Origin of the sequence: Bradymonas sediminis (assembly GCF_003258315.1) — a bacterium.
GTDB lineage: Bacteria > Myxococcota_A > Bradymonadia > Bradymonadales > Bradymonadaceae > Bradymonas > Bradymonas sediminis.
Genome location: NZ_CP030032.1, coordinates 2,819,328 through 2,841,862 on the forward strand (window position 1 = coordinate 2,819,328; position 22,535 = coordinate 2,841,862).

Genomic DNA, 22,535 nt, shown 5'->3' on the forward strand with positions numbered 1-22,535 from the left:
ACGCATCACCATTGTAGGCCCGATTCAGCTCGCCCTTGTTGTCCCATGCGCATCACCTAGATTCCCCTCATCGGAGTACACCATGACGCATTACCTTGAGTTCGTGGACGACACGTCCGCCAAGTTCTGGATGATCAAGCTTCTCGGCAACTCGCACACCGTCACCTACGGAAAGATCGGCTCCGAGGGGCGCGCCAGCACCAAAGAATTCGACTCCGCCGAGGAGGCGCAGAAGAGCGCCGCCAAACTCATCGCGTCCAAGAAGAAGAAGGGCTACACGGCGAGCGCCCGGACCGACGCCAAACCCGCCGCTCAGCTCACCAATGACGAGGCTGTCGAGAAATACGGACTCGCCGACCGCTACGTGGGAAACATTCGCTTCGCCAAAGTCATCGTCTTCGAGGGGGATGTCGAGATCTACGGTGACGTCAACAAGAACACCGTGGAATCCCTCTTCTTTGATGGCGAGCGCGAGCCCACCGACGAGCTGGTGATCATCGACGGCAACCTCACCGTCCACGGCAGCCTGGATCTGACCGAGTATTACCCCTGCCTGCTCGTGCTCGGAGATCTTCACTGCGACTTTGTGACCAGCGTCAACTCCTACAAAGAAGTCACCGGCGACGCCTACATCACCACCGCCTTCATCGGCAATTACAATCATGGGCAGATGGTCGTGGAGGGGACCACCCACGTCCCGCTGATCCTCAACAGCGATCACGGCTGCACGATGACCCCCAACCCCAAAACGGTCTGCATCAACTATTTCAGCTACCACGACGACTTTTTTAAGTACGATTATTACGTCGACGAGCTAAAGAACCTTTTCCCCGACGAGTTCTTCGAATGGTTTGATGAAGATGACGACGAGGACTTCGACTTCGAGTGGTGGTCGCTGGCGGCGACCCTGAAGTCGGGTGCCTCCCCCTTCCTGGAGGGCGCCGCGCCCGACCTCCTCTCCGCAGAAGAGATCCGCGCCATCGCATCGGGTGACGCGCCGGCCGGCGAGGCGCCGGCGAGCAACCCCAAACCGACCACGATGAGCCCGGCCGAGGCCAAAGAAGCGTTTGAAGCCTTTCGAGCCGAGCCGGCCCTGACCTTTTTGAGCATGTGCGGCGACGCCACGGTTTACCGCGGCAATGTCACCAGCGACGTGAGCGATATTTTGGATCTGGCGCTCACGCTTGGCGAGCAGGGCACACCGATTGTCATCGACGGTGACCTCACGCTGACCGCCGATTCCGTGGAATGGGGCTCGGAGTCGGAGTGCAACCTGCTGCTCGTCACCGGCGACCTCCGCGTCAATCACCTCCTTATGTCGGAAGTCGGCGACATCACCGTGCAGGGCGACCTCCACGCCAAGACCCTCGTCGGCATGTACGGCGACAACGGCGGGAGCCTCAACGTCGCCGGCGACGCCCAGGTCGAAGTCCTCGTCGCCACGACCTATTTCTGTTTCGGCTTCGGCGGCAACGTCCAGACAAAACACATCATCGGCGACGGAACCTACGCCACCGACTTCACCGACGACTACATCTCCACCGAATCGACCAACCTCTTTGTGCCCGAGATGATCGAAGGTGGCGAATTCTCAGCCTGGCAGCTCTTTGAAGCGCGCGTCGCTGGCAAAGAGGTCTTCGTCAACAATGGCAAAGTCCGCGAGGGCGCCTACGAACAGGAGTGGTAATATGAAGCGTCCATCTATGTCGGCCGTTTATGGCCTCGCGCTCAACCCGGACGGAACTCTCCTGGCCGCCGCCGGGCCGGGCAAGGGCATCATCTTCGACACCGCCAGCGGCAACGCCGTCATAAAGATTCCCGGAGCCACCGGCCACGCGTATGACGTCGACTTCGCCCCCGATAGCAAGAGTGTCGTGATCTGTTTTCACGGCGGGCATGTCCGCCAGTACGACGTGCAGAGTGGCGATGAGATCGCCAGTTACACCGGACACGCCGGCGTCCCGCAGGGTGTGCGTAAGGTGAAGTTCAGCCCCGACGGCAAGCAGTTGGCGTCGGTCGCCGAAGACTCCACGCTGCGCATCTGGGACACCCAATCGACCGACGAGCTGCAGCGCTTCAAAGCGCGCGCCGACGTCAACACCGTGGCCTGGGGGCCGGGCGAAAGCCACATCACCTTCGCCACCGACGTCGGGCTGCACACCGTCGAGATCGCCTCGCGCCGCGGCATGACTCTGGACACCGGCGCCATCGCCGACGTTCAAGTCGTCAATAACCAGATCCTCGCGGCCTGGGATGAGGCTATTCGCTTTCTCACCCCCGACCTCGAGATCACACGCACGCTCGAACAGTGTGCGGTCTCCCGGATGCGGGCCTACGAAGGTTATCTCTTCGCGGCCTCCTGGTCCGGCGCCGACGCCGGCGTCCACCGCTGGGATCTCTCCGACGGAACGCGCCAGCGGCTACCACTGCCCGCGCCTGTTGGCGATGGGCCCCACGCCGTCTGGGCCCTCGCCATCGACGCCGCTCGCGGCGTGCTCTACGCGGGCTGCAATCCCATGAATGGTTCGTCGAACATTGTGGCCTGGGATTGCGCGTCGCTGGACCTGCTCGATCTCTGAGCCTGAATGACGGCGATCGTCATTCTGCTCACAAAAAAGGGCCCCGCGGGGCCCTTTTTATATTCAACACTCTACATCTCCGGCGCCCGCTGCGAGGCCTCGGTTCACCCGAAGACCCAACCGTCGCCGGCGTCCACCTGCACACCGATTCACGACTCGACGTCGACGATGACAAGCTCCCCATTCTTTCCACCCACCACGATCGTCGGCCCCGGCCGCCGTGCCGGGTGACCTCGCCATGCGAACACTCCGGGGATCAAACTCGACATCCCAAAGCCTATCTTCCCCACTGCCCCCTTTAGCCTCAACGAATTAACCATTGCAGTTAAACCCACCTCATAGTAGGCATCCCGCTTCTCAAATCCGAGGAAGGACGCCTCTTATCTGCTGACAAGCATTTCCTCGGTTACATACGCCATGGAGCACTTATGTACTGCACTTTCTTCCCGACTTATTTACCTCGCATTCGCCCTACTCCTCAGTACCACCCTCGGCTGTGGCGACGTCTAAACCAACACCAACCAGACAGCCAACGCCGACGCCGATACTGACGCCGACGGTGATACCGACGCCGACACTGACGGTGACACCGACGCCGACGCCGACACTGACGGTGATACCGACGCCGACGCCGACACTGACGGTGATACCGACGCCGACGCCGACGACACCCCCGACGTCGGGGATGACGACCCCGTGCCCGGCTGCGACTTGAGCGGGTTTGGCCCTCGCACCCTTGAGGTGGCGCGCTATGACCACAACGGCATCAACGCCATCTTCCACGGCGAAGCCGACGAGAACGGCAAAACCCGCGGCCTGGTCATCTACTGGCCCCAGGGCGGCAGCACCGATCTGGCCGACTACGCCCCCTTCGTGATGAGCACCCCCGAGCAGGACGTGCCGATCAACGCCTTTGTGAACGGATGGACCGGCTGTGATCCCGGCGCCGACCCCACCCCCTACACCTGCGAAAACTACTTCTACACCGCCTCTGGCGAGATGACGCTCAGCGCGATCGGCACCCGCGCCGGGGCCTCGGTCACCGGCCGAATCAGCGACCTGGTCCTGCACCTGCTCGACTCCAATGGCGAGACCAAATGGTGTCTCAACGGCTTTGACTTCGACCTGACCCTGCCCGCCACCACCAACGATCTGGGCATGTGCAACGTCGAGGATGACTGCTACGCATTCGGGAGCAACTCCTGCCTGACGCCCGTGCAACATGAGCGCTACACCTACTGCGCGCCGCGCACCTGCGTGCCCGCCGGTCAGATGACCAGCTGCGACGACGACAGCGAATGCGGCGCCGACGATGTCTGCCGCCGCGCCGATACCGCCATGTGCGCCTGTGACGGCTTCAACCGCTACTGCCTGCCCAGTTGCACCGACGACAGCAGCTGCGCCGAGGCCGAGTTCTGCGCCGCCGACGGCCACTGCAAAGCGATCGCCTGCGAGGATGGCGACTGCCCCGACAACTTCTCCTGCTCGACGGAGAACACCTGCCTGCGCACCACCTGCACCACCGACGCCGATTGCGCCGGAGAGGGCTTTTGCGTGGAGGGAGAGTGCCACGCGGAGATGGGCTACTGCGTCGATTAACAGTGGCTTTGTATAGCGGCAAAAAGGGGCCCCATCGGGCCCTTTTTTGTGTCCAAAGCTCGGCGGGCTATCGCCCCAACGCGCCCGCCCCCCGCAGGCGCGGCGGGTGCTCTTTATCGGCAGCAGCCACACGTTTGTGCACGACGTCCCCGGCATGGTGCAGCGGCTGGGCGAGTCGAATGGAACGCCCATCTGGGTCGAGGCGTTGACGATTGGCGGGGCGAGCCTGAGCGACCACCTTCGCGGGCCTTCGATCGGGCGTCGCCCATACAAACCGAGCGCAAGACATTGCCAATTTGGATGCAAATCACCCGCCTATCTTCAGCTTTAGTGCCAGCCCGGTGCAAACTTAGATAAATCCTGGCCAAACCCCGCCCAACGCCCTCTCAGGGCCTTGCCGAAGCCCCGAAACCCCTGCAACCATCGCCCCCGTCGCCAGCAATACCGGTGAATGGCGAGTGACTCTCGCCCGCATTTCAGCGGGTTTCGCCTCGTCAGCGAAGCCTGAGCCGAGATGATTCTGCGACGTACACGCGCCTTGAGGCGATGATGGTTCTATCGCCTGAAGGCGGCCGAGTTTTGTGAAATAAATTCCCCAGATTGGAGACTTAAGATGAAAAATTATACGAAATATCTGGCGCTATTATGCCTGGGACTCACGGTGGGTTGCGGCGAGGCGGTCGAGCAGACCGACGCTCCCCCGGCGGCGTCGAGCCCGGCTTTTGACACCGCGACCCTCGCGCTGACCACCGACGTGCTGGCCGACACCGATATCGGAGGCGTGCGCTTTACGGCCACCGAAGTCGACTGCACCACGGGCGCGCCGATCACCCCGGCCAACGTCGAGACGGCCGACGTCGACCTGGCCGATATGTTTATCCCGGGCGGAAACGGCACCTTCGAGAACGCCCCCTACGATGAGGATTCGCAGCATCTCTTCGCCGACCAATATTTCGACCTGTCGCCGGGCTGCTACGACGTGCTGGTCGAGCCGCTTCAAGCCGACGGCAGCCTCTCCGAGGATTGCTGGTCGGCCCATCGAGACGCGGTGCCCGTTTTTGCTGGGAGCACCACCGAGATCCTGCTGATCATGCAATGTCGCGGCGAAGAGCGCGGCGGGCTGGACACCATCGCCAGCGTGAATCACCCGCCTCAGATCGACGACCTGCAATTTGAGGACTCCAAATTCACCTGCACCGAGCGCACCCGGGTGTGCGTCACGGTCTCGGACCCCGACTCCGACCCGGTCGACGTGACCTGGGATATCGAGCCGGGCGCCCATATCGTTTCAAGCAGCATCGAGACCAACGCGGCGGGCGAGACGGTGGCCTGCGCGACCATCTACTCCCAGGAGCCGGGGAGCTATCAGGTCGCGGCGACGGTCTATGACCTGGGCTACGACGCCAACGGAAACCTGGTGCCCATCGAGGACCTGTTGGTCGCCCAGGGCGACCCGCACCCATCGCACGCGGCGCTCAAATTCCCCATTCATATGCTCAGCGGCGAGGACTGCCTATGCGAGTGCCCCGAGGGGTTTGAGTTCAACCCGGTCGATGAGACCTGCGAGCGCACCGAAACCGTCTCGGTCACCCATAACGGCGAGGCGTTTCGGGTCTGCGCGGGCGACACTAACTCGACCTATTCCGGCGGCGGCGCGAAATACCCGAGCGGAAACACCCTACAAAACGCGTTCTTTGGCCAGAGTTGGAGCGACTCAACCGACGGCCGACTGAACAACGTCGGCGTGTGGGCGTGCGACGGCGACAGCAATAGTAGCGGCTCGACTCCGACCGAGGAGTGGCTCGGCTTCACCACCTGCGTCGACGCCCCCACCGCCGGTGACTATCTGATCGGCATCGCCGGCGACAACCGTGTGCGCGCGGCCATCGACGGCGTGACGGTGTCTCCGGGGTCGCTGAGCACAACCTATATCAACGCGAACTTCAACTATTGGTGGATGATCCCGGTGACGCTAACCGCGGGCGCTCACACCTTCCTTCTGGAAGGGTATAACGATGGCGGTGATGCGGCCTTCGGCGCCGAAATCTACGGCCCCTTCCCAGCCGGCTCATTGGTGGACGACGCCTCGATGATGGCGGCCGACGTGGAGAATAATATTATCTTCTCGACCGGCGATATGATCGGCTCGACCTTTTTGGGCGCAGACAGCGGGATGAGCTGCCCCGACGGCTACACCATGGACGCCTGCGGCGCCAAGCTTGAGTGCGTGCGCACCGAGATCAAGGAATGCGTCAACACGGGTGGCGGCCCGATTGAGGAGGACGACGGCACCATCACTCCCCTCTGACGCGGGGCTTGGCTGTCAGTCTGGTTCACCTCTGCCGGGTAAGCCGGCAGGGGTCGGCGCGGGGCGTGCGGGGGGCGCGGGGCTTGGCTGTCAGTCTGGTTCACCTGCCGGGCAAGCCGGCAGGGGTCGGCGCGGGGGGCGCGGGGTGTGGCCTTCAGTCTGGTTCACCTGCCGGGCAAGCCGGCAGGGGTCGGCGCGGGGGGCGCGGGGCTTGGCTGTCAGTCTGGTTCACCTGCCGGGCAAGCCGGCAGGGGTCGGCGCGGGGGGCGCGGGGCGTGCAGCTCGGGCTCCAGCGGCCTCCCCAAACCCATCCCATCTTGCACCCACCACCTTTTTTCATTATCTCCTAACGCGACACACCCCGCGCTCCCCCAGACTCCACCACATCAGGTCCCGCTCATGCCGCGTCGCGACGATATCAAATCCATCTGCATTCTTGGCTCTGGCCCCATCGTGATCGGCCAGGCCTGTGAGTTTGACTATTCGGGGACGCAGGCGATTCGCGTGCTCAAAAACGAGGGGTATCGGGTGATCCTGGTGAACTCGAATCCGGCCACGATTATGACCGACCCGCAGTTCGCGGACGCGACCTATATCGAGCCGCTGACGCCGGATTATGTCGCGCAGGTGCTCAGAAAGGAGCGCCCGGACGCGCTATTGCCGACGATGGGCGGGCAGACGGCGCTGAACCTGGCGCTGAAGCTGCACGCCGACGGGGTGCTCGACGAGCTGGGCATCGAGCTGTTGGCGGCGTCGCCGGAGGTGATCGACCGGGCCGAGGATCGCGAGCAATTTCATGCGCTTATGCGCGAGATTGGCGTCGAGCAGCCCAAGGCGGGCGTGGCGCGCTCGCTTGAGGAGGCCTGGGAGATTCAGCAGCGCGTGGGGTTCCCGGCGATTCTTCGCCCCAGCTATACAATGGGCGGCTCGGGCGGAAATATCGCCTATAATCGCGAGGAATTTGAGCGCTACGTCAAATGGTCGCTGCAGCAGAGCCCCAATAGCGAGGTGCTCATCGACGAGAGTCTTATCGGCTGGAAAGAGCTCGAGATGGAGCTGATGCGCGATAAGAACGACAATATTATGGTCATCTGCGGCATCGAGAATATCGACCCGCTCGGGGTGCATACCGGGGATTCGAGCACGGTCGCGCCCATCCAGACCATGTCGGAGCGCGAGCTCGAGGCGATGCGAAACGACTCCTTCGCCATCATCCGCGCGGTCGGCGTGGAGTGCGGCGGCTGCAATATTCAATTCGCGGTGGACCCCAAGACCGGGCGGCGCGTGGTTATCGAGATGAACCCGCGGGTGAGCCGCTCCTCGGCGCTGGCGAGCAAGGCGACCGGCTACCCGATCGCCAAGGTCGCGGCGCTGGTGGCCGTGGGCTATACCCTCGACGAGATCACCAACGATATTACCGGCACTACCGCCGCGTTTGAGCCGGTGCTCGACTATGTGATCGTCAAAATCCCGAGCTTCGCCTTCGATAAATTCCCCGAGGCCAGCGACCGCCTGTCGACCCAGATGAAGGCGGTCGGCGAGGTGATGTCCATCGGGCGAACCTTCCCCGAGGCGATGCAAAAGGCGGTGCGAAGCCTGGAGACCAAATCCGACACGCTGCGCCCCCAGCCCGCGCTTCGGCCGCTGCCGCCGGAGGGCCTCGACGACGAGAAGCTCGTCGACTTCTTCCGCCCGCTGCTGATGAACGCCACGCCGGCGCGCATCTGGCATATCTTCGACGCGCTGCGCGCGGGCATGAGCGTGGAGGCCATCCAGCAGCTCACCCATTTCGACCCGTGGTTTTTGGACCAATTCGGCGAGATCATCGCCTGCGAAGCGGAGCTGCGCGCCCTCGGCGAGGCGAATGGCGTGGACGCCATCGACAAGGCCCTGCTCTTTAAGGCCAAACGCCTCGGCTTTAGCGACCGGGATGTCGCGTTTTACCTGAGCTACGACGGGCAATCCTATAACGCGCGCGACCTCGACGAGGACACCATTCGCGCGCGCCGCCAGGAGCTCGCGCTCCAGCCGGTCTTTAAGCAGGTCGACACCTGCGCCGGCGAGTTCGACACGGTGACCTCCTATTTTTATTCGACCTATGAGCGCGGCGAGAACGAGGCGCTGGCCTCGGAGCGCCCGAGCGTCTTGATCCTCGGCAGCGGCCCGATTCGCATCGGCCAGGGCATCGAATTCGATTATTGCGCGGTCCACGCGGCGCTGTCGCTTCGCGAGGCCGGCTACCGAACCATCATGCTCAACTGCAACCCGGAGACGGTGAGCACCGATTACGATATCTCGGACCGCCTGTATTTTGAGCCGCTGACCTTCGAGAATGTCATGGAGATCATCGCGCGCGAGAACCCCATCGGCGTCATCCTGCAATTCGGCGGGCAGACACCGCTGAAGCTCGCCAATAAGCTCGACGCCGCGGGCGTGCGCATTTTGGGGACCGACCACGCCGCGATTCATCGCACCGAGGACCGCGAGGAGTTCAACCAGATCGTCACCAAGCTCGGCCTCAAGCAGCCCGAGGCGCGCCTGGCGCGCAGCCTCGACGAGGCGATGCAAAGCGCCATAGAGCTCGGCTACCCGCTGCTGGTTCGCCCGAGCTATGTGCTCGGCGGCCTTGGCATGCAGATCGTGCACGAAGACGCCGAGATGGCCGAGATGTTCGCCCACGCCCAGGCCCAGGCGCCCGACAGCCCGGTGCTCATCGACCGCTTCCTAAACCAGGCGGTCGAGGTCGACGTGGACTGCATCTCCGACGGTAAAACGGCGACCATCGCGGGCATCCTGGAGCATATCGAAGCCGCCGGCGTTCACTCCGGCGACTCCGCCTGCGTCACCCCGCCCTACCATTTGTCCGAGGCGGTGCTGCGCGTCATCCGCGAGCAAACCCTGGCGCTGGCCAAAGAGCTCGAAATCGTCGGGCTGATGAATGTGCAATTCGCGGTGCTGGACCAAAAGGACGTCTATATTTTGGAGGTCAACCCGCGCGCCAGCCGCACGGTGCCCTTTATCGCCAAGGCGATCGGCATGCCGCTGCCGGGCCTGGCCGCGCGCTGCATGCTCGGCGAGTCGCTCGCAGATCTGGGCTATACCGAAGAGGTGATCCCGCGGGCATTCTTCGCCAAAGAGAGCGTGCTGCCCTTCGCGAAATTCCCCGAGGTCGACACCGTGCTCGGCCCCGAGATGCGCTCCACCGGCGAGGTCATGGGCATCGACGCCGACTTTAACCTGGCCTATCTTAAGGCGCAGATCGGCGGGTTTAACGCCCCGCCCACCTCGGGGCGCGTCTTCATCAGCGTGCGCGACGCCGACAAATGGGCAAGCGTGCCGATGGCCAAAAAGCTCGAGACGCTCGGCTTTGAGCTCGTCGCGACCCGCGGCACCGCGCGCTATTTGAGCCAGAACGGGCTCAACGTCGCGACCATCAACAAGGTCAAAGAAGGCCAACCCCATATCGCCGACGCCGTCATCAACGGCGATATCGCGCTGGTCATCAACACCACCACCGGCGCCCAGGCCATCGAGGACAGCCGCGCCATCCGACGCGCCACCGTCAACCACGGCGTGCCCTATTGCACTCAACTCGCCGCGGGCGCCGCGACCGTCGACGCCATGGTCGAGGTCGCCCGTCAGCAGCCCTCGGTGAAGTCCTTGCAGGAATATCACCGTGAATTAAAGGCCGAAAAATAAGGCGCCCCGCGCAATCATTCCCAACACAAAAGAGTCCGCGAATTATGCAGATTTTAGACGATAATAAGACCAAAGGCGTCCTGACGACCAAGAGCATCGCCGCCCAGACCACCGACATCACCCACGTCACGCTCGACGACGAGGGCGATTGGCAATTTTTGGGCGATGGTGATTTTGACGCGAGCGACCTTCTCATCTTGCCGCTGGGCCAGATCATTGAGCTTGATAAGACCCTGGGGACGCTGCCGAATATACGTCGAAAGGAGACCTATATTCGCAAGAAAAAAAGCGCCAAATGGCAGAAGCTCTAACCTGGCAAACCGTGGCTCCCTAGCCTCCCCATTTTAGCGACGCCGATTCATGCCATCGACCGACGACACAGAGCTCGCGCAGGCGAGCGACACGGGAGCTCCCAGCGACTTATCGCTGCTGCTGCACGATGCCCTGCTGGTCAGCCTCGCGGCGCTCTTCGCGCTCTTATTCGGCGGCGTCGTCTACCAATTCTACGAGACCGACGCGGCCCTTTTTTGGAACCCCAACCTCCTCGCCGCGACCGGGTATATCTGGCTGCCGAGCATCGGCGCGACGCTATTTATCTGCGGGATGCGCCGCGCTCTCATCGGCGCGCGAAGCTTTAATAAGCGCGTCATGCTCGCCGTCTTGACGCTGGTCTACGGGCTCGGGTTTAGCGGCGTTCTCTACTTTTTGGGGCGCGCCCTGGGCTTGCAGGATTTCTGGCTCTTCGCGGGTGTCGGCGCGCTCTTATTGGTCTACCCGATATTGCGCTTTGCCTCGGAGCGGCCGGGGCTTTGCAGTGTTTTGATGCTCACGCTACCCGGGATGCTCCTGGGCGCGGCGGGCGTCTCCTGGCTTGAGCAGCGCTATCTTTTGGTCGAGTCGCTGGGCGACCAATTTATGGACCCCAACGCTCAATTACTCACCGTATTAGCGCTACTGGTCGTGGCGTCGGGGGCCGCCTTAGTTCCCCATTTTGCCGACCTTGCGATGCGCGAAATCCTGCGCACACACACCCGCCTGGCCGCCGCCACATCGGGCATCCTGCTCCTCGGCGCGCTCGCCCTGAGCTGGCTAAATCGCGCTATTCTTGTTCCCCGCCTCTATTTGGAAACCCATCTGGTCCTGGGGTTTTTCGAGTGGCTCCTGGTCTTAGGAGCGCTCGGATGGCTCTCGGTTTTAAGCCCCTCCTATACGCGACCAACGGGCAAAAACCTGCGCCCAAAACTCGCGATTCTTGGCTTCCTCATTTTGGGGAGTCACGGGCTTTTATTCTTCGCGCCGTCGAGCCCCGGACAGCCGATTCCGCGTCGAAGCGACTACCTCGCTGAACTCTTCGCCCAACCCTATTTGCTGGTCTTCGATAAGGATGAGGACGGTTATCTGCCGGCCTACCTTGGCGGCGCGGACTGCGACAACGCCCGCGCCAGCGTGAACCCACTGGCTCGCGAAGTGCTCGCCGACGGCGTCGATGATAATTGCCGAAATGGCGACGCCCCGGCCGAAGAGGTCGCCCCAGCGGCGGTGCTCCCGGGTGGTAATGCGCGCCTCGTTATCGTCATCAGCGTCGATATGCTGCGCCCCGACTTTATGCAGGTCTACGGCGCCGAACACGCCACCACGCCCTACCTGCACGCACACCGCGATGAGTGGACCCGTTTCGAGCGCGCGTACACCTCCGGGGGCATCACCACCCTCGCCCTACCGAGCCTTTTGCGCGGGCGCATCCCGCTGGCGATCGACTTCGAGCCGGCCTACCGAACCCTCGATTTTCGCTATGTCTTCTCCGACAAAGACAACGATATCAACCGCGTCTTCGCCTCGCCGCGCGCCGACAAACACCCCACGATTGGCGATATCTTCCGGCAAGCCGGCCTCCCCACCCGGGCGATCGTCGACGACGGCCCGGCCGGTATTTTCCAAAAAGGCTTCGGCTTCGAGACCGGGTTTGACACCTTCCATTACCCTAACCTCCCCGAGGGCCCGGGCCCCGAGGCGTGGAACCTCGACGCCCTCACCGACACCGCCGTCTCGCTGATCGAAGACGGCAAAGCCGAGGGCTTCTGGTGGCTGCATATCTACGACCCACACGCCGCTGACCCGCCCTGTCGCGACTTCGACACGACCCCGGGGCTTGGGTGTTATCGCGACGCGATTCTCGACGCCGACCAGGCCATCGGGCGCATCGCCGAGGCGCTGCGCGCCGCCGGCCAATGGGACGACACCGCCCTATTTATCACCTCGGATCACGGCGAGGCGCTCGGCGAGCACGGGCTGTCGCATCACGGGTTGGATTCCTACGAGGAATTTGTGCGGATTCCTCTGCTCGCGAAATACCCTGCCGGGACCCCGACGGGCGAAGTTGTCACGCGCCCGGTGTCGCTCATCGACGTGTCGACCACCGCCCTGGGCGTGGCGGGACTTCAGCCGCCGGCGAGCTTTCAGGGCGAGGATTTGCGACGCTTAACCGAGGGCGCGAAGCGTCGGTTTCCTGTTATTTCGCAGCTACTTATCACCAACACCATGGGCGCGCCGTATCGCCAACAGACGCTGCTTATCGACGGCAGCGCGCGGCTGATGCTCGACCGCGTCACCCACAAAACCTGGCTCTTTGATATCGCCGACGACCCCGGGCAAAAATCACCGCTGATCGTGAACGGCGTCGGCGCTCCCGACGCCCAATCCAAGGCCGACGCGCTTCGCCAAGAACTCCTCGACGCGCTCAACGCGATGGAGGCCGTCGGCCCCGAATCGCGCGCGACGAAATTTCCCTGACCCCCAATGAGACCAACATCCGCGCCGAGCCAAATTGCCCTGCCAAGCCTGGCGCGTTATGGTCCCCGCGCTGCGCGGTGTCTCTATTTCAGCGCATCTTCTAATCCGTTCGAAGGACGATGGCTTTGCAGATAACTTCACCCAACCCCAAAGCGCTTTTGCGATGGTTAAAGACGCCGGTCTTCTGGCTATTTTTGGTCATCACGATCAGCCTGAGCTATAGCTGGATGTCGCCGCAGATCAGCGCGCCCAACGAGCGCTCGCGCATCTATTTGACGATGGCGGTGGTGGACTCGGGCACGCTCTCGCTAAACGAGCAGATCGACAAATACGGCACACCCTTTGATATCGCCAAACGCGACGGCCATTTCTACTCCGACAAGGCCCCGGGCTCGAGCTTTTTGGCGGTGCCGGCGTTCGCGCTGTACCGACTCCTTGGCGGGTCGGATTCCATCGAGAAGGCGCTGATTTTCATGCGCCTATTCGTCATGGTCCCCTTCACGCTGCTCGGGCTTGTATTCCTGCGAAAAACACTGCTTGGCATCGGCATCCGCGAGAGCATCGCGAACCGCACCACCGTCGCGTACGCGCTGGGGACGAGCGTCTTTCACTACGGCGCGGCGTTTTACGGACATGCGCTGGTCGCCAGCGCTGCGCTCGGCGCAGCGCTGGGCATCCAACGCGGCTTGAGCAGCGAGAACCCGCGCGCACGGTTTTGCTGGCGCGTCTTCGCGGGGTTTAGCGGCGGGATGGCGTTTGCCATCGAATACCAGGCGGCGCTGATCTGCGTGGGCATCGCCATCGCCTATCTATCGGTGCGCGAACACCGCACCATCACCGCCGTCCTCGCCCCCGCGCTGGGCGCGTCGGTGTCGGTGGGCGCGACGCTTGTCTATAATATCTTCGCCTTCGGCGGCCCCTTTAAGACCAGCTATAATTTCCTCTTCTATAATTACTCCGAAGAGGTGCATTCAAAGGGGCTCTACGGCATCACCTTGCCGAGCGCGGAGTCGGTCTACGGGCTTTTATTTAGCCCATCGCGCGGCATTATTTTATGCGCGCCGCTGGTCTTCGTGGGCATCCTCGCGCTCGGCGCGATGTGGCGCCACACCCGCTGGCTGGCGATCTATATCGGCTTTTGCGCGGCGACGTTCTTCTTGATGGCCGCCGGCTCATCGGTGTGGTTTGGGGGCTGGTCTTTTGGGCCGCGCCTGCTCGTTCCGATCTTCGGGCTCACCGCCATCGCCGCGGCCGCGGGGCTCGAAGAGCTCTCGGACCGCCCGCTCCTCTCGACCCTCGCGCACGCCTATATCGCCGCCGGCATCGCCTATAATACGCTGGTGACCACGGCGTTCCCGGAGCTGCCCCCGCGCATCACCAACCCGCTGCAGACCGTCGCCCTGCCCCTCTTCGAGCGCGGAAAGCCCTCGCCAAATCTAGGCATGGCCCTGCTCGGGCTCGAAGGGTCGGCGTCGGTGATTCCGCTGGCGCTCCTCATCGTCGCGGTGATCGGTTATTTTCTCTACCAACGCGCGACCCCCGACCGGCCGCCGCTGTGGCGCAGGAGCATCGTTGCCGTCTCGGCGGTGGCGGTCTTATTTGGCACCTTTGTCTATGAATATCCCGAGAGTGACTCGGCCAAGTCGAGCCAGAAATTCGTTAAATTCCTGAGCTCTAGGCGCATCGACCCGAAGTGATTCTGCGCGTGGCTGGGCCGGATTTTCGTCGATAATGCCGCTGGAGAATCGGCGCTAACTACGATACGCTTAATGCGTGAGAAATTCCCGACTGAACATCCCTGGTTTGCATGTCTAAATACGAAGAAGGTTCAGCCATTGCGGGGCGGTTCGTCGTCCTTGAAAAGATCGGACAGGGCGGAATGGGAGCGGTTTATCGGGCTCTTCAGACCTCGCTCGACCGCGACGTTGCGCTCAAGGTTCTGCACTCCGACAAGGCCTTTACCGCGCGCGCGCGCCGCAGATTCGGCCGCGAAGCGCGCGCGATTGCGCGCCTAAATCACCCGCATATCGCTGGCGTCTACGACTTCGGCACCGACAACGACGACCAGACGCTGTGGTTGGCCATGGAGATGGTCGACGGCTACTCGATGAGCAAGCTGCGCCGCAAGGACGTCGATATCGTCCAGCTCGCCTCGCTGACCGACCAGATTTTAAGCGCGCTGTCGGCGGCCCACGCCCGCGGCATTATTCACCGAGACCTCAAGCCCTCCAATATCCTCGTCGGCCGCGACGACGCCGGCCGCGAGGTCATCAAGCTGGTGGACTTCGGCCTGGCCGCGACGCAATCGGGCGACCTCGACCTCACCAACGCCCCGGGCGGCCTCGACGAAGACGACGGCGAACCCACCAACGAGCGCATCATCCTGGGCACCCCGCGTTATATGGCGCCCGAGATCTTCCGGCGAAAACCCGTCGACCCACGCGTCGACCTCTACGCCCTGGGCGTCATCCTCTTTGAGATCCTCTCGGGCCAACCGCCCTACCCCGGCGACGACCCCAAGCTGGTGATGAACGCGCACCTGCACACCCCGATTCCTCAGCTCAAAGTGCGCGGCGGCCAGGACCTGCCGACCGAATTCGAGCGCTGCATCTACGCCCTGTTGACCAAAGATCCCGACGAGCGCATCCAAACCGCGGCCGAAGCGCGCGAGCGCATCCAGATGGTGATCAACCAATTCAGCTACGTGCCGTGGATGCTGCGCGGCCCGCAACTGCCGGGCGGAAACCCCTTAAGCCACCCCGGAAATATGACCGGCGGGGGCTTTCTGAGCGGCTACGGCGGCCAGACCGTGCCGCCGGCGGCGATCTTCGGGGGCACATCTGATTTCGCCATGCCCAGCACCCAGAAGGCCCCGCTGGTCGGGCGCCTCGACGAGCGGCGCAGCATCGAGCGGCGCGTGCGCCGCGCGGTCGAAGACGGCGCCGGCGGGTTGATTTTCGTGGAAGGCCCGCCCGGCGTCGGCAAGTCGCGACTGGTCGAGTGGATTCGCGTGCGCGTCGAGGAATCCGGCGTGATGCGCGTGGTCGAGGGGAGTTATTCGCGCAGCACCGGCGGCTTCAACGGGGTGCGCGCCATCCTCGAGGACGTGCTCGGCACTCGCGACGCCTCCTACGACCAACTGCCCTATTTGATCCGCACTCGCCTGGAGCATTGGGGCTTCGCCAAGGCCGAGATTGAACAGGCCATCAGCCTGATGCAGCCCGGCGGCGAAGACGCGGTCTTTGAGGCGCCCGACTTCGACGCCACCCGCGCGACCACCCGGCGCGAGCAGATCTTCTCGACCCTGGAGAATATCCTGCGCCGCGCGGCCCGCGAGCGCCCGCTGTTGATCATGCTCGAAGACCTGCATTTCGCCGGCGAGCCGACCAGCGCCTTCTTGGAGCATCTGTCGGTGGGCCTGCAATTTGACCCCGCCCCGCTGATGGTGATGGGCACCGTGCGAAGCGGCGAGGTCCGCAGCGCGCCGCATCTCTTCGACGCCCTTGAGCGCCTCAAACGCGTCAAGGTCGACGACGTGCTCCACCTCGATTTGGGGCGCATGAAGACCGCCGAGATCGTCGAGCTTATCGAGCACCTGGTGCCCGTCGAGGACAGCGTCTCCAAAGAGATCGCCCGGCACGTCTCGGGCAACCCGCTGCACGCCACCGAGCTCTTGCGCTACCTGCACGAGAGCCAAAAGCTGCGCTACCATAACGGTAAATGGGCGCTGGCGCCCGGCGTCGATATCGAGTCCGAGATCCCGACCGAGATCGCCGATATGATGCGCTACCGCGCCCGTCAGGTGTGGGAGAATTACGAGGACCCGGCCGCCATGAAGGCCGTGCTCGAGCGCGCGGTCATCCTGGGGCGCCACTTCGACTTTCGCCTGCTGCAGTCGATGCTCGCCCGCGAGCCCGCCCAGCCGTTTAGCGATGTCCTCGACGCCACCCTCGAGGTGCTGGTGCGCGACTCCATCCTGCGCGAGGTCGGCCACAGCGGCGAGGATATCCTGGAGTTTGACCACGTGCTGATGCGCGAAGTCCTACTCCAAGACATGGAAGGCCGCCGCTCGCTGCGCAACCTGCACCGCCTGGCCGCCGAGGCAAAGATCGACTTCTTCAGCGAGCGTATCGACGCGCACGCCGAAGAGATCGTCGAGCATTATCGCCGCGCGCGCGAGCCCCAGGGCGTCTATATCTATACCCTCAAGGCCGCCCGCGCGGCGGCGAATTCCTCGGATTTGCCGCGCGCGATGGAGCTTTACCGCGAGGCCGAAGAGCTGTCGGCCGCCGCCAGCGGCAGCCCGCTCGACGGCCTGTTGGCCGAAGCCTCCTACGTGCTTCAAAGCGACGAGGTCGCCCTCGAGGTGGCGCATCTGGAGCGGCGCGTGGGCGAATACGACGCGGCGCGGCTGCACTATCGAAAATTGCTCAGCGGCGACCACCTTCCGGTCACCCTCTGGGCGCGCTGGGGCCTGGGCAAGCTCGCCGAGCGCCGCGGTGATTTTAACGAGGCCAGCGGCTGGTACGAGGCCGCGCGCCGCGAAGCCATGGCATCAAGAAACCGCGGACTCGTCGACCTCGACACCCGACGCGTCGACGGCGTGTGCCTATTGGCCCTGGCGAGGATCGCCTGGATGCGCGCACAACTCGCGCTGGCCGACCAGCACCTGGCCGAAGCCCAGCGCATCGCCGAAGACATCGGCGATATCGGGCTGCAGACCGACGTGTTGGAATGCCGAGCGAATGTTGAATCCAGCCGCGCCGACTTCCACAGAGCCGACGCCTATTGCCAACGCGCCGCCGGGCTGGCCGCGCGCATGGGCGACCCGGAGCGCAGCGGGCGCGTGCAACTGACCACCGCCGCCTTGCTGGCCGAGATCGGCGAACCCGAGCGCGCCTTGAAGCTGCTGACGGACGCCCTGGCGACCTTCCAACAGCTCGGCAAAGAACACCTCGAGGCCGAGTGCCTGCTGTTGATGGGTGTGATGCAATGGCAGCGCGCCGACTATAAACCGGCCGCCAGAAACCTGCGCACCGCGCATAAAGCCTTCAGCCGATTCGAGGACCGCCGCGGCCTCACCCGCTGCAAATACCACCTCTCCTGCCTGGCGCTGAGCATCGGCCGGCACAAAGAGACGCTCTCGCTGGGCCGCGACGCGCTGGCGGGTTTCCGCAAGCTCGAAGACCCCCGCCATATCGCCGCGACCCAACTTCTGCTCGCCCGACTCCAGCGCGACCTCGGCAAGCTTGAGTCCGCGCTCAAATTGGTCGAGCGCGCCGAGGCCGACTACCGCACCATCGAAGACGAGCGCGGCTGCCTGGCCTGCCAATCGGTCCAGGCGTTGATCTTGGAGCAGATGGGCGAGCGCCTGCGCGTCGACCAACTGGTCAAAGAAAAGATCATCAAGGGGCTCGCCCAGAACCCTGCCTTGCATCGCTTTTCTTCCGAAGACGCGGCCTGCGCACTTGACGAGCTTTCCCGATTGCTCAACCTTCGTGACCCCAGCATGGCCATCGAGGTCGACGGTATCGCTGAGCAACTCTACCAACGCCTGGGGCGCGCCAACGCCTGAATAGTTCATCCAGATAGCTCTAGCGCTCGCGCTGAGCGATGATCATCTTCGCCTCTATCCTCTCTTCATCACGCACAGAGACCGCATGAATTACCCCCAGCTCAAAGATCATTGGACCCCATATATTTTAACGATGGGCGATAATTATAAGAGGCTGAATCTGGACCTTGATCTTGGCAAAGCACCGGTCCAACTGCGCGTTGAAGACGAAGAGAACGCGGAGTTTTGCTCCATCCTGAACCGGGGCAACCAGCTCGCGTTTGGCGGCCCCAAAGATATGGGGATGCCGCTGTGGGTGATGCTCGACTGCGCGATCCTGCCGTCAGCGATGGCCGGGTTTATGCTGCCGCGCGAGTACGTCCCGACGGAACTCTTGCAGGACCTGGGCGTCGACGATGATTACGACGGCTATGTGCCCATCTCGGAGTATTGCGCCTGCCCGACCCTGGAGCCCGGCACCTTCTCGGGCTTCTCCCTGCACAGCCATATCACCGGACACGGATTGGCCACGCGCACCAAGGCATTCGCCCTGGCGGTGCTCGGCGCCAAACGCCAGATCGGCGTGACCCAATTCGACAACCCCGCGATTCGCGTGCATGTGCGCTTTGGCGCGATGGAAATAAAGATCCACCGCCCGATTATTCACACCCATTCCGAAGATAGCTTTGTCTATCAGCTCGACGTGCCGGAAATTGGGGAGCTCATGAAAATCGCGCGCGGCGAGGTCGAGTTTGGCCCCGTCGAGATCCCGAAAGGACAGCGTTGGTCCTTTTTGCACGACGACGAATTGGCCCACGGGCGCCTGCGCGAGCACCTCGCCAATGGCGGGCGCGCCTGGCTGATTCCGCCGGGTTGGCGCGCCACCGAGCGCGGCTTTAAGATCTATATGGTGCTGGGCGAATAAGCCTTATTCGACGGGGCGCTTGGCGTCCTCGATCAGGGCATCCAACCCGACCGACTCAGCCAACTTGGGGTTCTTCTTCTTCACGCTCTCCCATAATTTTATGGCGAGGGCGCGGTCCTGGGTGTCATAATAAACGAAGCGACCGAGGTCGAGCTCTTCGCGCGCCGATAGGTCGCTACGAGCGGCGAGCGCGCGCAGGTTTTTCTCAAGCTCGGGGCGCTGAGCCGGGTGCATCCAGCCGGCCCGAATCAGGCCAAATTGCGCGCCGAAATGCTCGGGCTCACGCGCCAAGACCTGCTTAAATAACTTCACGGCCTCCCCGGTTTGCTCCTGGGCCAGGGCCATATTTGCGAAGGCCATCAGATGGGGAATGCGCTGGGGTTTGGCGCTTTCGGCGGGCGCCGGCGCGGGCTCTTCTGCGGGCGCTTTGACCTCTGCGACGACCGCAGGCTCGGGGGCCTCTTCGACCTTCGGCGCTTCGACCTCCGGCTCCTCAACCGGCGCCTGCGCGACCGCGACAGGCTTCGCATCCGCGTCGCGCTTCTCAACCGCGTTCGGGTTCATCTTTCGATGCAATTCGGCCGTCGCCTCGGCGATCTTATCGGCGGGCGTGCGCTCGCGCAAAACCGCCAATTGCTCCCGAATCGAGGGCGCGTTCGCCTGGTCAAAGCCGACAAAATTGGGCTCAATCTCCAGGGTCTTTTGCCAATTGGCGACCACGCGCGCGGCGGCATCGGGCGAGTCGGCGGCCTCGGGCAGCCAATAGGCGGCGTTGAGGAACCAGGTCATCGGCGAGTCGGCGTTGTCCTGAATCATCTTATCGAGCATTTCGCGGGCCAGGCTCATCTGCCCCAGGCGCAAATACGCGCGCACCAGGCGCAGCTCGATGGGGCCCGTCGCGGTCGCCGCCCCATCGGCGCCGGCTGCCTGCACCGTATTTTTCTTGATCATATTCTGGTAGATGCCAACCAGATCGAGGTAGCGGCCGCGTTGAATAAACTCGGCCTCCAAATCGATCATATTCGGCGGCGCCTGAGTACCATCTGCCATCATGCCCTGCTCGAAGTTGGCGACGATGGATTGAATCTCCTGAATGCCGTCCTTCCCAGGCGCATCGGGGTCTTCGACGACCGTCGGCGCGGCGCTCTGAGTGCGCAGCGGCGAGAATAAGACGCTCGAGTTTTCATTCGCAGCAAAGCCGTCATCCCCGCACCCTGCCAGCGCGACAAGCGCGGCGAGCGAGAGCAGCGAGACATCCCGGCGAACCGGACGCACCCATTCACCCGCACGTTTTAATATTTGAGTCATCGTATTTAGCTTAACGGAAGTCATGGAAATTAATCTCGACAAGGTTTACCTCGGGCTCGGCACCAATCTCGGCGAGCGCCTGGATAACCTCGCCCAGGCCATCGCGGCGATTGAAGCGATACCCGAAACGCGGCTCACTGCCCAGAGCTCCATCTACGAAACTCAGCCGCGCTTCTATACCGCACAGCCGAATTTTTTAAACGCCTGCGTCGCGATCGAAACGCGCCTGTCGCCGCTCGACCTGCTCAAAGAGCTTCAGGCCATCGAATATCGGTTGGGGCGCGCGCGCTCGATCCCAAACGGCCCGCGCACCATCGACCTCGACATCTTGCTCTATGGGAAGCGCGTCCTCAATGAAGAGGACCTGGTGGTGCCCCACCCCGGGCTTCATACCCGCGCGTTTGTGCTGGTGCCGCTGGCCGAGGTCATGAGCGTCACGGCTGCCGAGTTGCGCCACCCGGTGCTCGAGCGCAGCATCCCGGACTTGCTTGCGCAGCTCCCCACCGATGCCCCCGACATCGGCTGGGTGCGCAAATTTGAGCAACAGCTTGAATCAAATCAAGCGGTCTAAGAAGCTCTCACCGACCTTCCACTCCACGCCGAAATAATCCGCGACGGTCGCGCCGACGTCCGAGAAACACGGGCGCGTGCCCAGGTCATTCCCGTAGGTGGCGCCCTTAATAAAGGCGATAATCGGCACATATTCACGGGTGTGGTCGGTGCCGCGATAGGTCGGGTCATTGCCATGGTCGGCGGTGATCATCAGCAGGTCGCCGTCTTCGAGCGCGTCGATAATCTCGGGCAATTGCGAGTCGAATCGCTCCAGCGCCTCGGCGTAGCCTTTCGGGTCGCGCCGATGCCCGTATTTCGAGTCGAAATCAACGAGGTTCGTGAAGATAAAGCCATCGCGCTCGCGGATGCACTGCAGGGTGGTCTCGACGCCGTGGTCGTTGCTCTTGGTCTTGAGGGAGGAGGTGATCCCGTGGCCGGCGTAGATATCGCTGATCTTTCCAACCCCGGTCACGTGAACGCCGGCGTCTTCGAGCGCCTCCATCATGGTGGCCGAGGGCGGCGGCACCGCGAAGTCGTGGCGATTCGCGGTGCGCTTATAATTCGGCCACTCGCCCACAAACGGGCGCGCGATGACGCGCGAGACGCCGCGCGGCGTCACGATCTCATAGGCCGCCTCGCACCACTCATATAATTGCTCGACGCTCACATGATCTTCGTGTGCGGCGATCTGGAAGACCGGATCTGCCGAGGTATAGACGATGGGTTTGCCGGTCTCGATATGCTCGCGCCCCAGACGCTCGATGATCACCGTGCCGCTCTCGGGCACATTTCCGAGCACGCCGTCGACGCCGATTTTCTCGCAAAACTCGGTCAAGATGTCGTCGGGGAAGCCGTCCGGAAAGGTCAAAAACGGTTTATCCATCAGCACGCCGGCGAACTCCCAATGCCCGCTGGTCGTGTCTTTGCCCGGCGCGATTTCCTGCATGCGGCCGAAGTTCGCGCAAGGCTCATCGACGGCCTCAATCGCGCAGACACCTTCGATATTGCCCAACCCGAGGCTGCGCATATTGGGCATCGAAAAGCCCGCGTTACTCTCGGCGATATGACCGAGCGTATTCGCCCCAACATCGTTGAAATCGGCGGCGTCCGGCGCCTCACCGATGCCCACCGAGTCGAGCACGATCAACACCGCGCGTTTCTTGGGATTTGCCGAATTGCTCACTGCGTTCTCGTTGCCGTCTGTCACAAAAAGCTCCTGAC

15 protein-coding genes are annotated in these 22,535 nt (G+C 63.0%); 12 read left to right on the plus strand and 3 right to left on the minus strand.

Features of this window, described 5'->3' with window-relative positions; translation table 11 throughout:
• Nucleotides 1-82: 82 nt before the first annotated feature.
• A complete protein-coding gene (locus DN745_RS19570) occupies nt 83-1,687 on the plus strand; it encodes a WGR domain-containing protein (protein WP_204354970.1) in 1,605 nt (534 codons plus the stop codon).
• Between the two features lies 1 nt (nt 1,688).
• Nucleotides 1,689-2,579 (plus strand): WD40 repeat domain-containing protein, encoded by an 891-nt coding sequence (locus DN745_RS10625; protein WP_162687599.1) that lies wholly within the window; start codon nt 1,689-1,691, stop codon nt 2,577-2,579.
• Nucleotides 2,580-3,050: 471 nt separating this feature from the next.
• On the opposite strand, the gene DN745_RS10635 is transcribed toward DN745_RS10625, so the two are convergent.
• Nucleotides 3,051-3,338, minus strand: coding sequence for a hypothetical protein (locus tag DN745_RS10635; RefSeq protein WP_111334683.1), 288 nt, complete (start codon nt 3,336-3,338; stop codon nt 3,051-3,053).
• Here DN745_RS10635 and DN745_RS10640 point away from each other — a divergent pair.
• The 9 genes from DN745_RS10640 to DN745_RS10680 all read left to right on the plus strand — a co-directional run bounded on the left by DN745_RS10640 (nt 3,321) and on the right by DN745_RS10680 (nt 19,454).
• A complete protein-coding gene (locus tag DN745_RS10640) occupies nt 3,321-4,178 on the plus strand; it encodes a hypothetical protein (RefSeq protein ID WP_111334685.1) in 858 nt (285 codons plus the stop codon). The two genes, DN745_RS10635 and DN745_RS10640, sit on opposite strands and share 18 nt — an antisense overlap.
• Nucleotides 4,179-4,224: 46 nt before the next feature.
• Entirely contained in the window at nt 4,225-4,509 is a 285-nt protein-coding gene (locus tag DN745_RS10645) for a hypothetical protein (RefSeq protein WP_162687600.1), read from the plus strand.
• Nucleotides 4,510-4,791: 282 nt separating this feature from the next.
• Nucleotides 4,792-6,486 carry a hypothetical protein gene (locus DN745_RS10650; RefSeq protein ID WP_111334688.1) on the plus strand — a complete coding sequence of 565 codons (1,695 nt, stop codon included), beginning with the start codon at nt 4,792-4,794 and terminating at the stop codon, nt 6,484-6,486.
• 399 nt (nt 6,487-6,885) lie between these two features.
• Nucleotides 6,886-10,185: a carbamoyl-phosphate synthase large subunit gene (carB, locus tag DN745_RS10655; protein ID WP_111334689.1), complete on the plus strand. Its 3,300-nt coding sequence runs from the start codon at nt 6,886-6,888 to the stop codon at nt 10,183-10,185.
• Between the two features lie 44 nt (nt 10,186-10,229).
• Nucleotides 10,230-10,496: a hypothetical protein gene (locus tag DN745_RS10660; RefSeq protein ID WP_111334691.1), complete on the plus strand. Its 267-nt coding sequence runs from the start codon at nt 10,230-10,232 to the stop codon at nt 10,494-10,496.
• A gap of 49 nt (nt 10,497-10,545) precedes the next feature.
• The gene (locus DN745_RS10665; protein WP_111334693.1) at nt 10,546-12,975 is read left to right on the plus strand and encodes a sulfatase; all 2,430 of its coding nucleotides are present in this window, start codon (nt 10,546-10,548) and stop codon (nt 12,973-12,975) included.
• A gap of 119 nt (nt 12,976-13,094) precedes the next feature.
• Complete coding sequence (locus DN745_RS10670) at nt 13,095-14,672, plus strand: hypothetical protein (RefSeq protein ID WP_133621774.1); 1,578 nt, start codon at nt 13,095-13,097, stop codon at nt 14,670-14,672.
• A 110-nt stretch (nt 14,673-14,782) separates the two neighbouring features.
• Complete coding sequence (locus DN745_RS10675; RefSeq protein ID WP_111334696.1) at nt 14,783-18,550, plus strand: serine/threonine-protein kinase; 3,768 nt, start codon at nt 14,783-14,785, stop codon at nt 18,548-18,550.
• An 85-nt stretch (nt 18,551-18,635) separates the two neighbouring features.
• On the plus strand, nt 18,636-19,454 hold the full coding sequence (locus DN745_RS10680) for a hypothetical protein (RefSeq protein WP_111334697.1): 819 nt from the start codon (nt 18,636-18,638) through the stop codon (nt 19,452-19,454).
• A 3-nt stretch (nt 19,455-19,457) separates the two neighbouring features.
• Here the strand turns inward: DN745_RS10680 and DN745_RS10685 are convergent, their stop codons facing one another.
• Entirely contained in the window at nt 19,458-20,762 is a 1,305-nt protein-coding gene (locus tag DN745_RS10685; protein ID WP_111334699.1) for a tetratricopeptide repeat protein, read from the minus strand.
• Between the two features lie 22 nt (nt 20,763-20,784).
• On the opposite strand from DN745_RS10685, the gene folK reads away from it, so the two are divergent.
• Nucleotides 20,785-21,333, plus strand: a complete 549-nt coding sequence (gene folK / locus DN745_RS10690; protein WP_111334701.1) for a 2-amino-4-hydroxy-6-hydroxymethyldihydropteridine diphosphokinase — start codon at nt 20,785-20,787, stop codon at nt 21,331-21,333.
• Here folK and DN745_RS10695 read toward each other — a convergent pair.
• Complete coding sequence (locus DN745_RS10695) at nt 21,316-22,521, minus strand: phosphopentomutase (RefSeq protein ID WP_239497538.1); 1,206 nt, start codon at nt 22,519-22,521, stop codon at nt 21,316-21,318. The genes folK and DN745_RS10695 overlap by 18 nt on opposite strands.
• Nucleotides 22,522-22,535: the final 14 nt, after the last annotated feature.

Coding starts and splice junctions, on each gene's coding strand:
- DN745_RS10650 (WP_111334688.1), top strand. CDS start 4,792: ATGAAAAATTATACGAAATATCTGGCGCTATTATGCCTGGGACTCACG.
- DN745_RS19570 (WP_204354970.1), top strand. CDS start 83: ATGACGCATTACCTTGAGTTCGTGGACGACACGTCCGCCAAGTTCTGG.
- DN745_RS10685 (WP_111334699.1), bottom strand. CDS start 20,762: ATGACTCAAATATTAAAACGTGCGGGTGAATGGGTGCGTCCGGTTCGC.
- DN745_RS10660 (WP_111334691.1), top strand. CDS start 10,230: ATGCAGATTTTAGACGATAATAAGACCAAAGGCGTCCTGACGACCAAG.
- DN745_RS10680 (WP_111334697.1), top strand. CDS start 18,636: ATGAATTACCCCCAGCTCAAAGATCATTGGACCCCATATATTTTAACG.
- folK (WP_111334701.1), top strand. CDS start 20,785: ATGGAAATTAATCTCGACAAGGTTTACCTCGGGCTCGGCACCAATCTC.
- DN745_RS10625 (WP_162687599.1), top strand. CDS start 1,689: ATGAAGCGTCCATCTATGTCGGCCGTTTATGGCCTCGCGCTCAACCCG.
- carB (WP_111334689.1), top strand. CDS start 6,886: ATGCCGCGTCGCGACGATATCAAATCCATCTGCATTCTTGGCTCTGGC.
- DN745_RS10665 (WP_111334693.1), top strand. CDS start 10,546: ATGCCATCGACCGACGACACAGAGCTCGCGCAGGCGAGCGACACGGGA.
- DN745_RS10670 (WP_133621774.1), top strand. CDS start 13,095: ATGGCTTTGCAGATAACTTCACCCAACCCCAAAGCGCTTTTGCGATGG.
- DN745_RS10675 (WP_111334696.1), top strand. CDS start 14,783: ATGTCTAAATACGAAGAAGGTTCAGCCATTGCGGGGCGGTTCGTCGTC.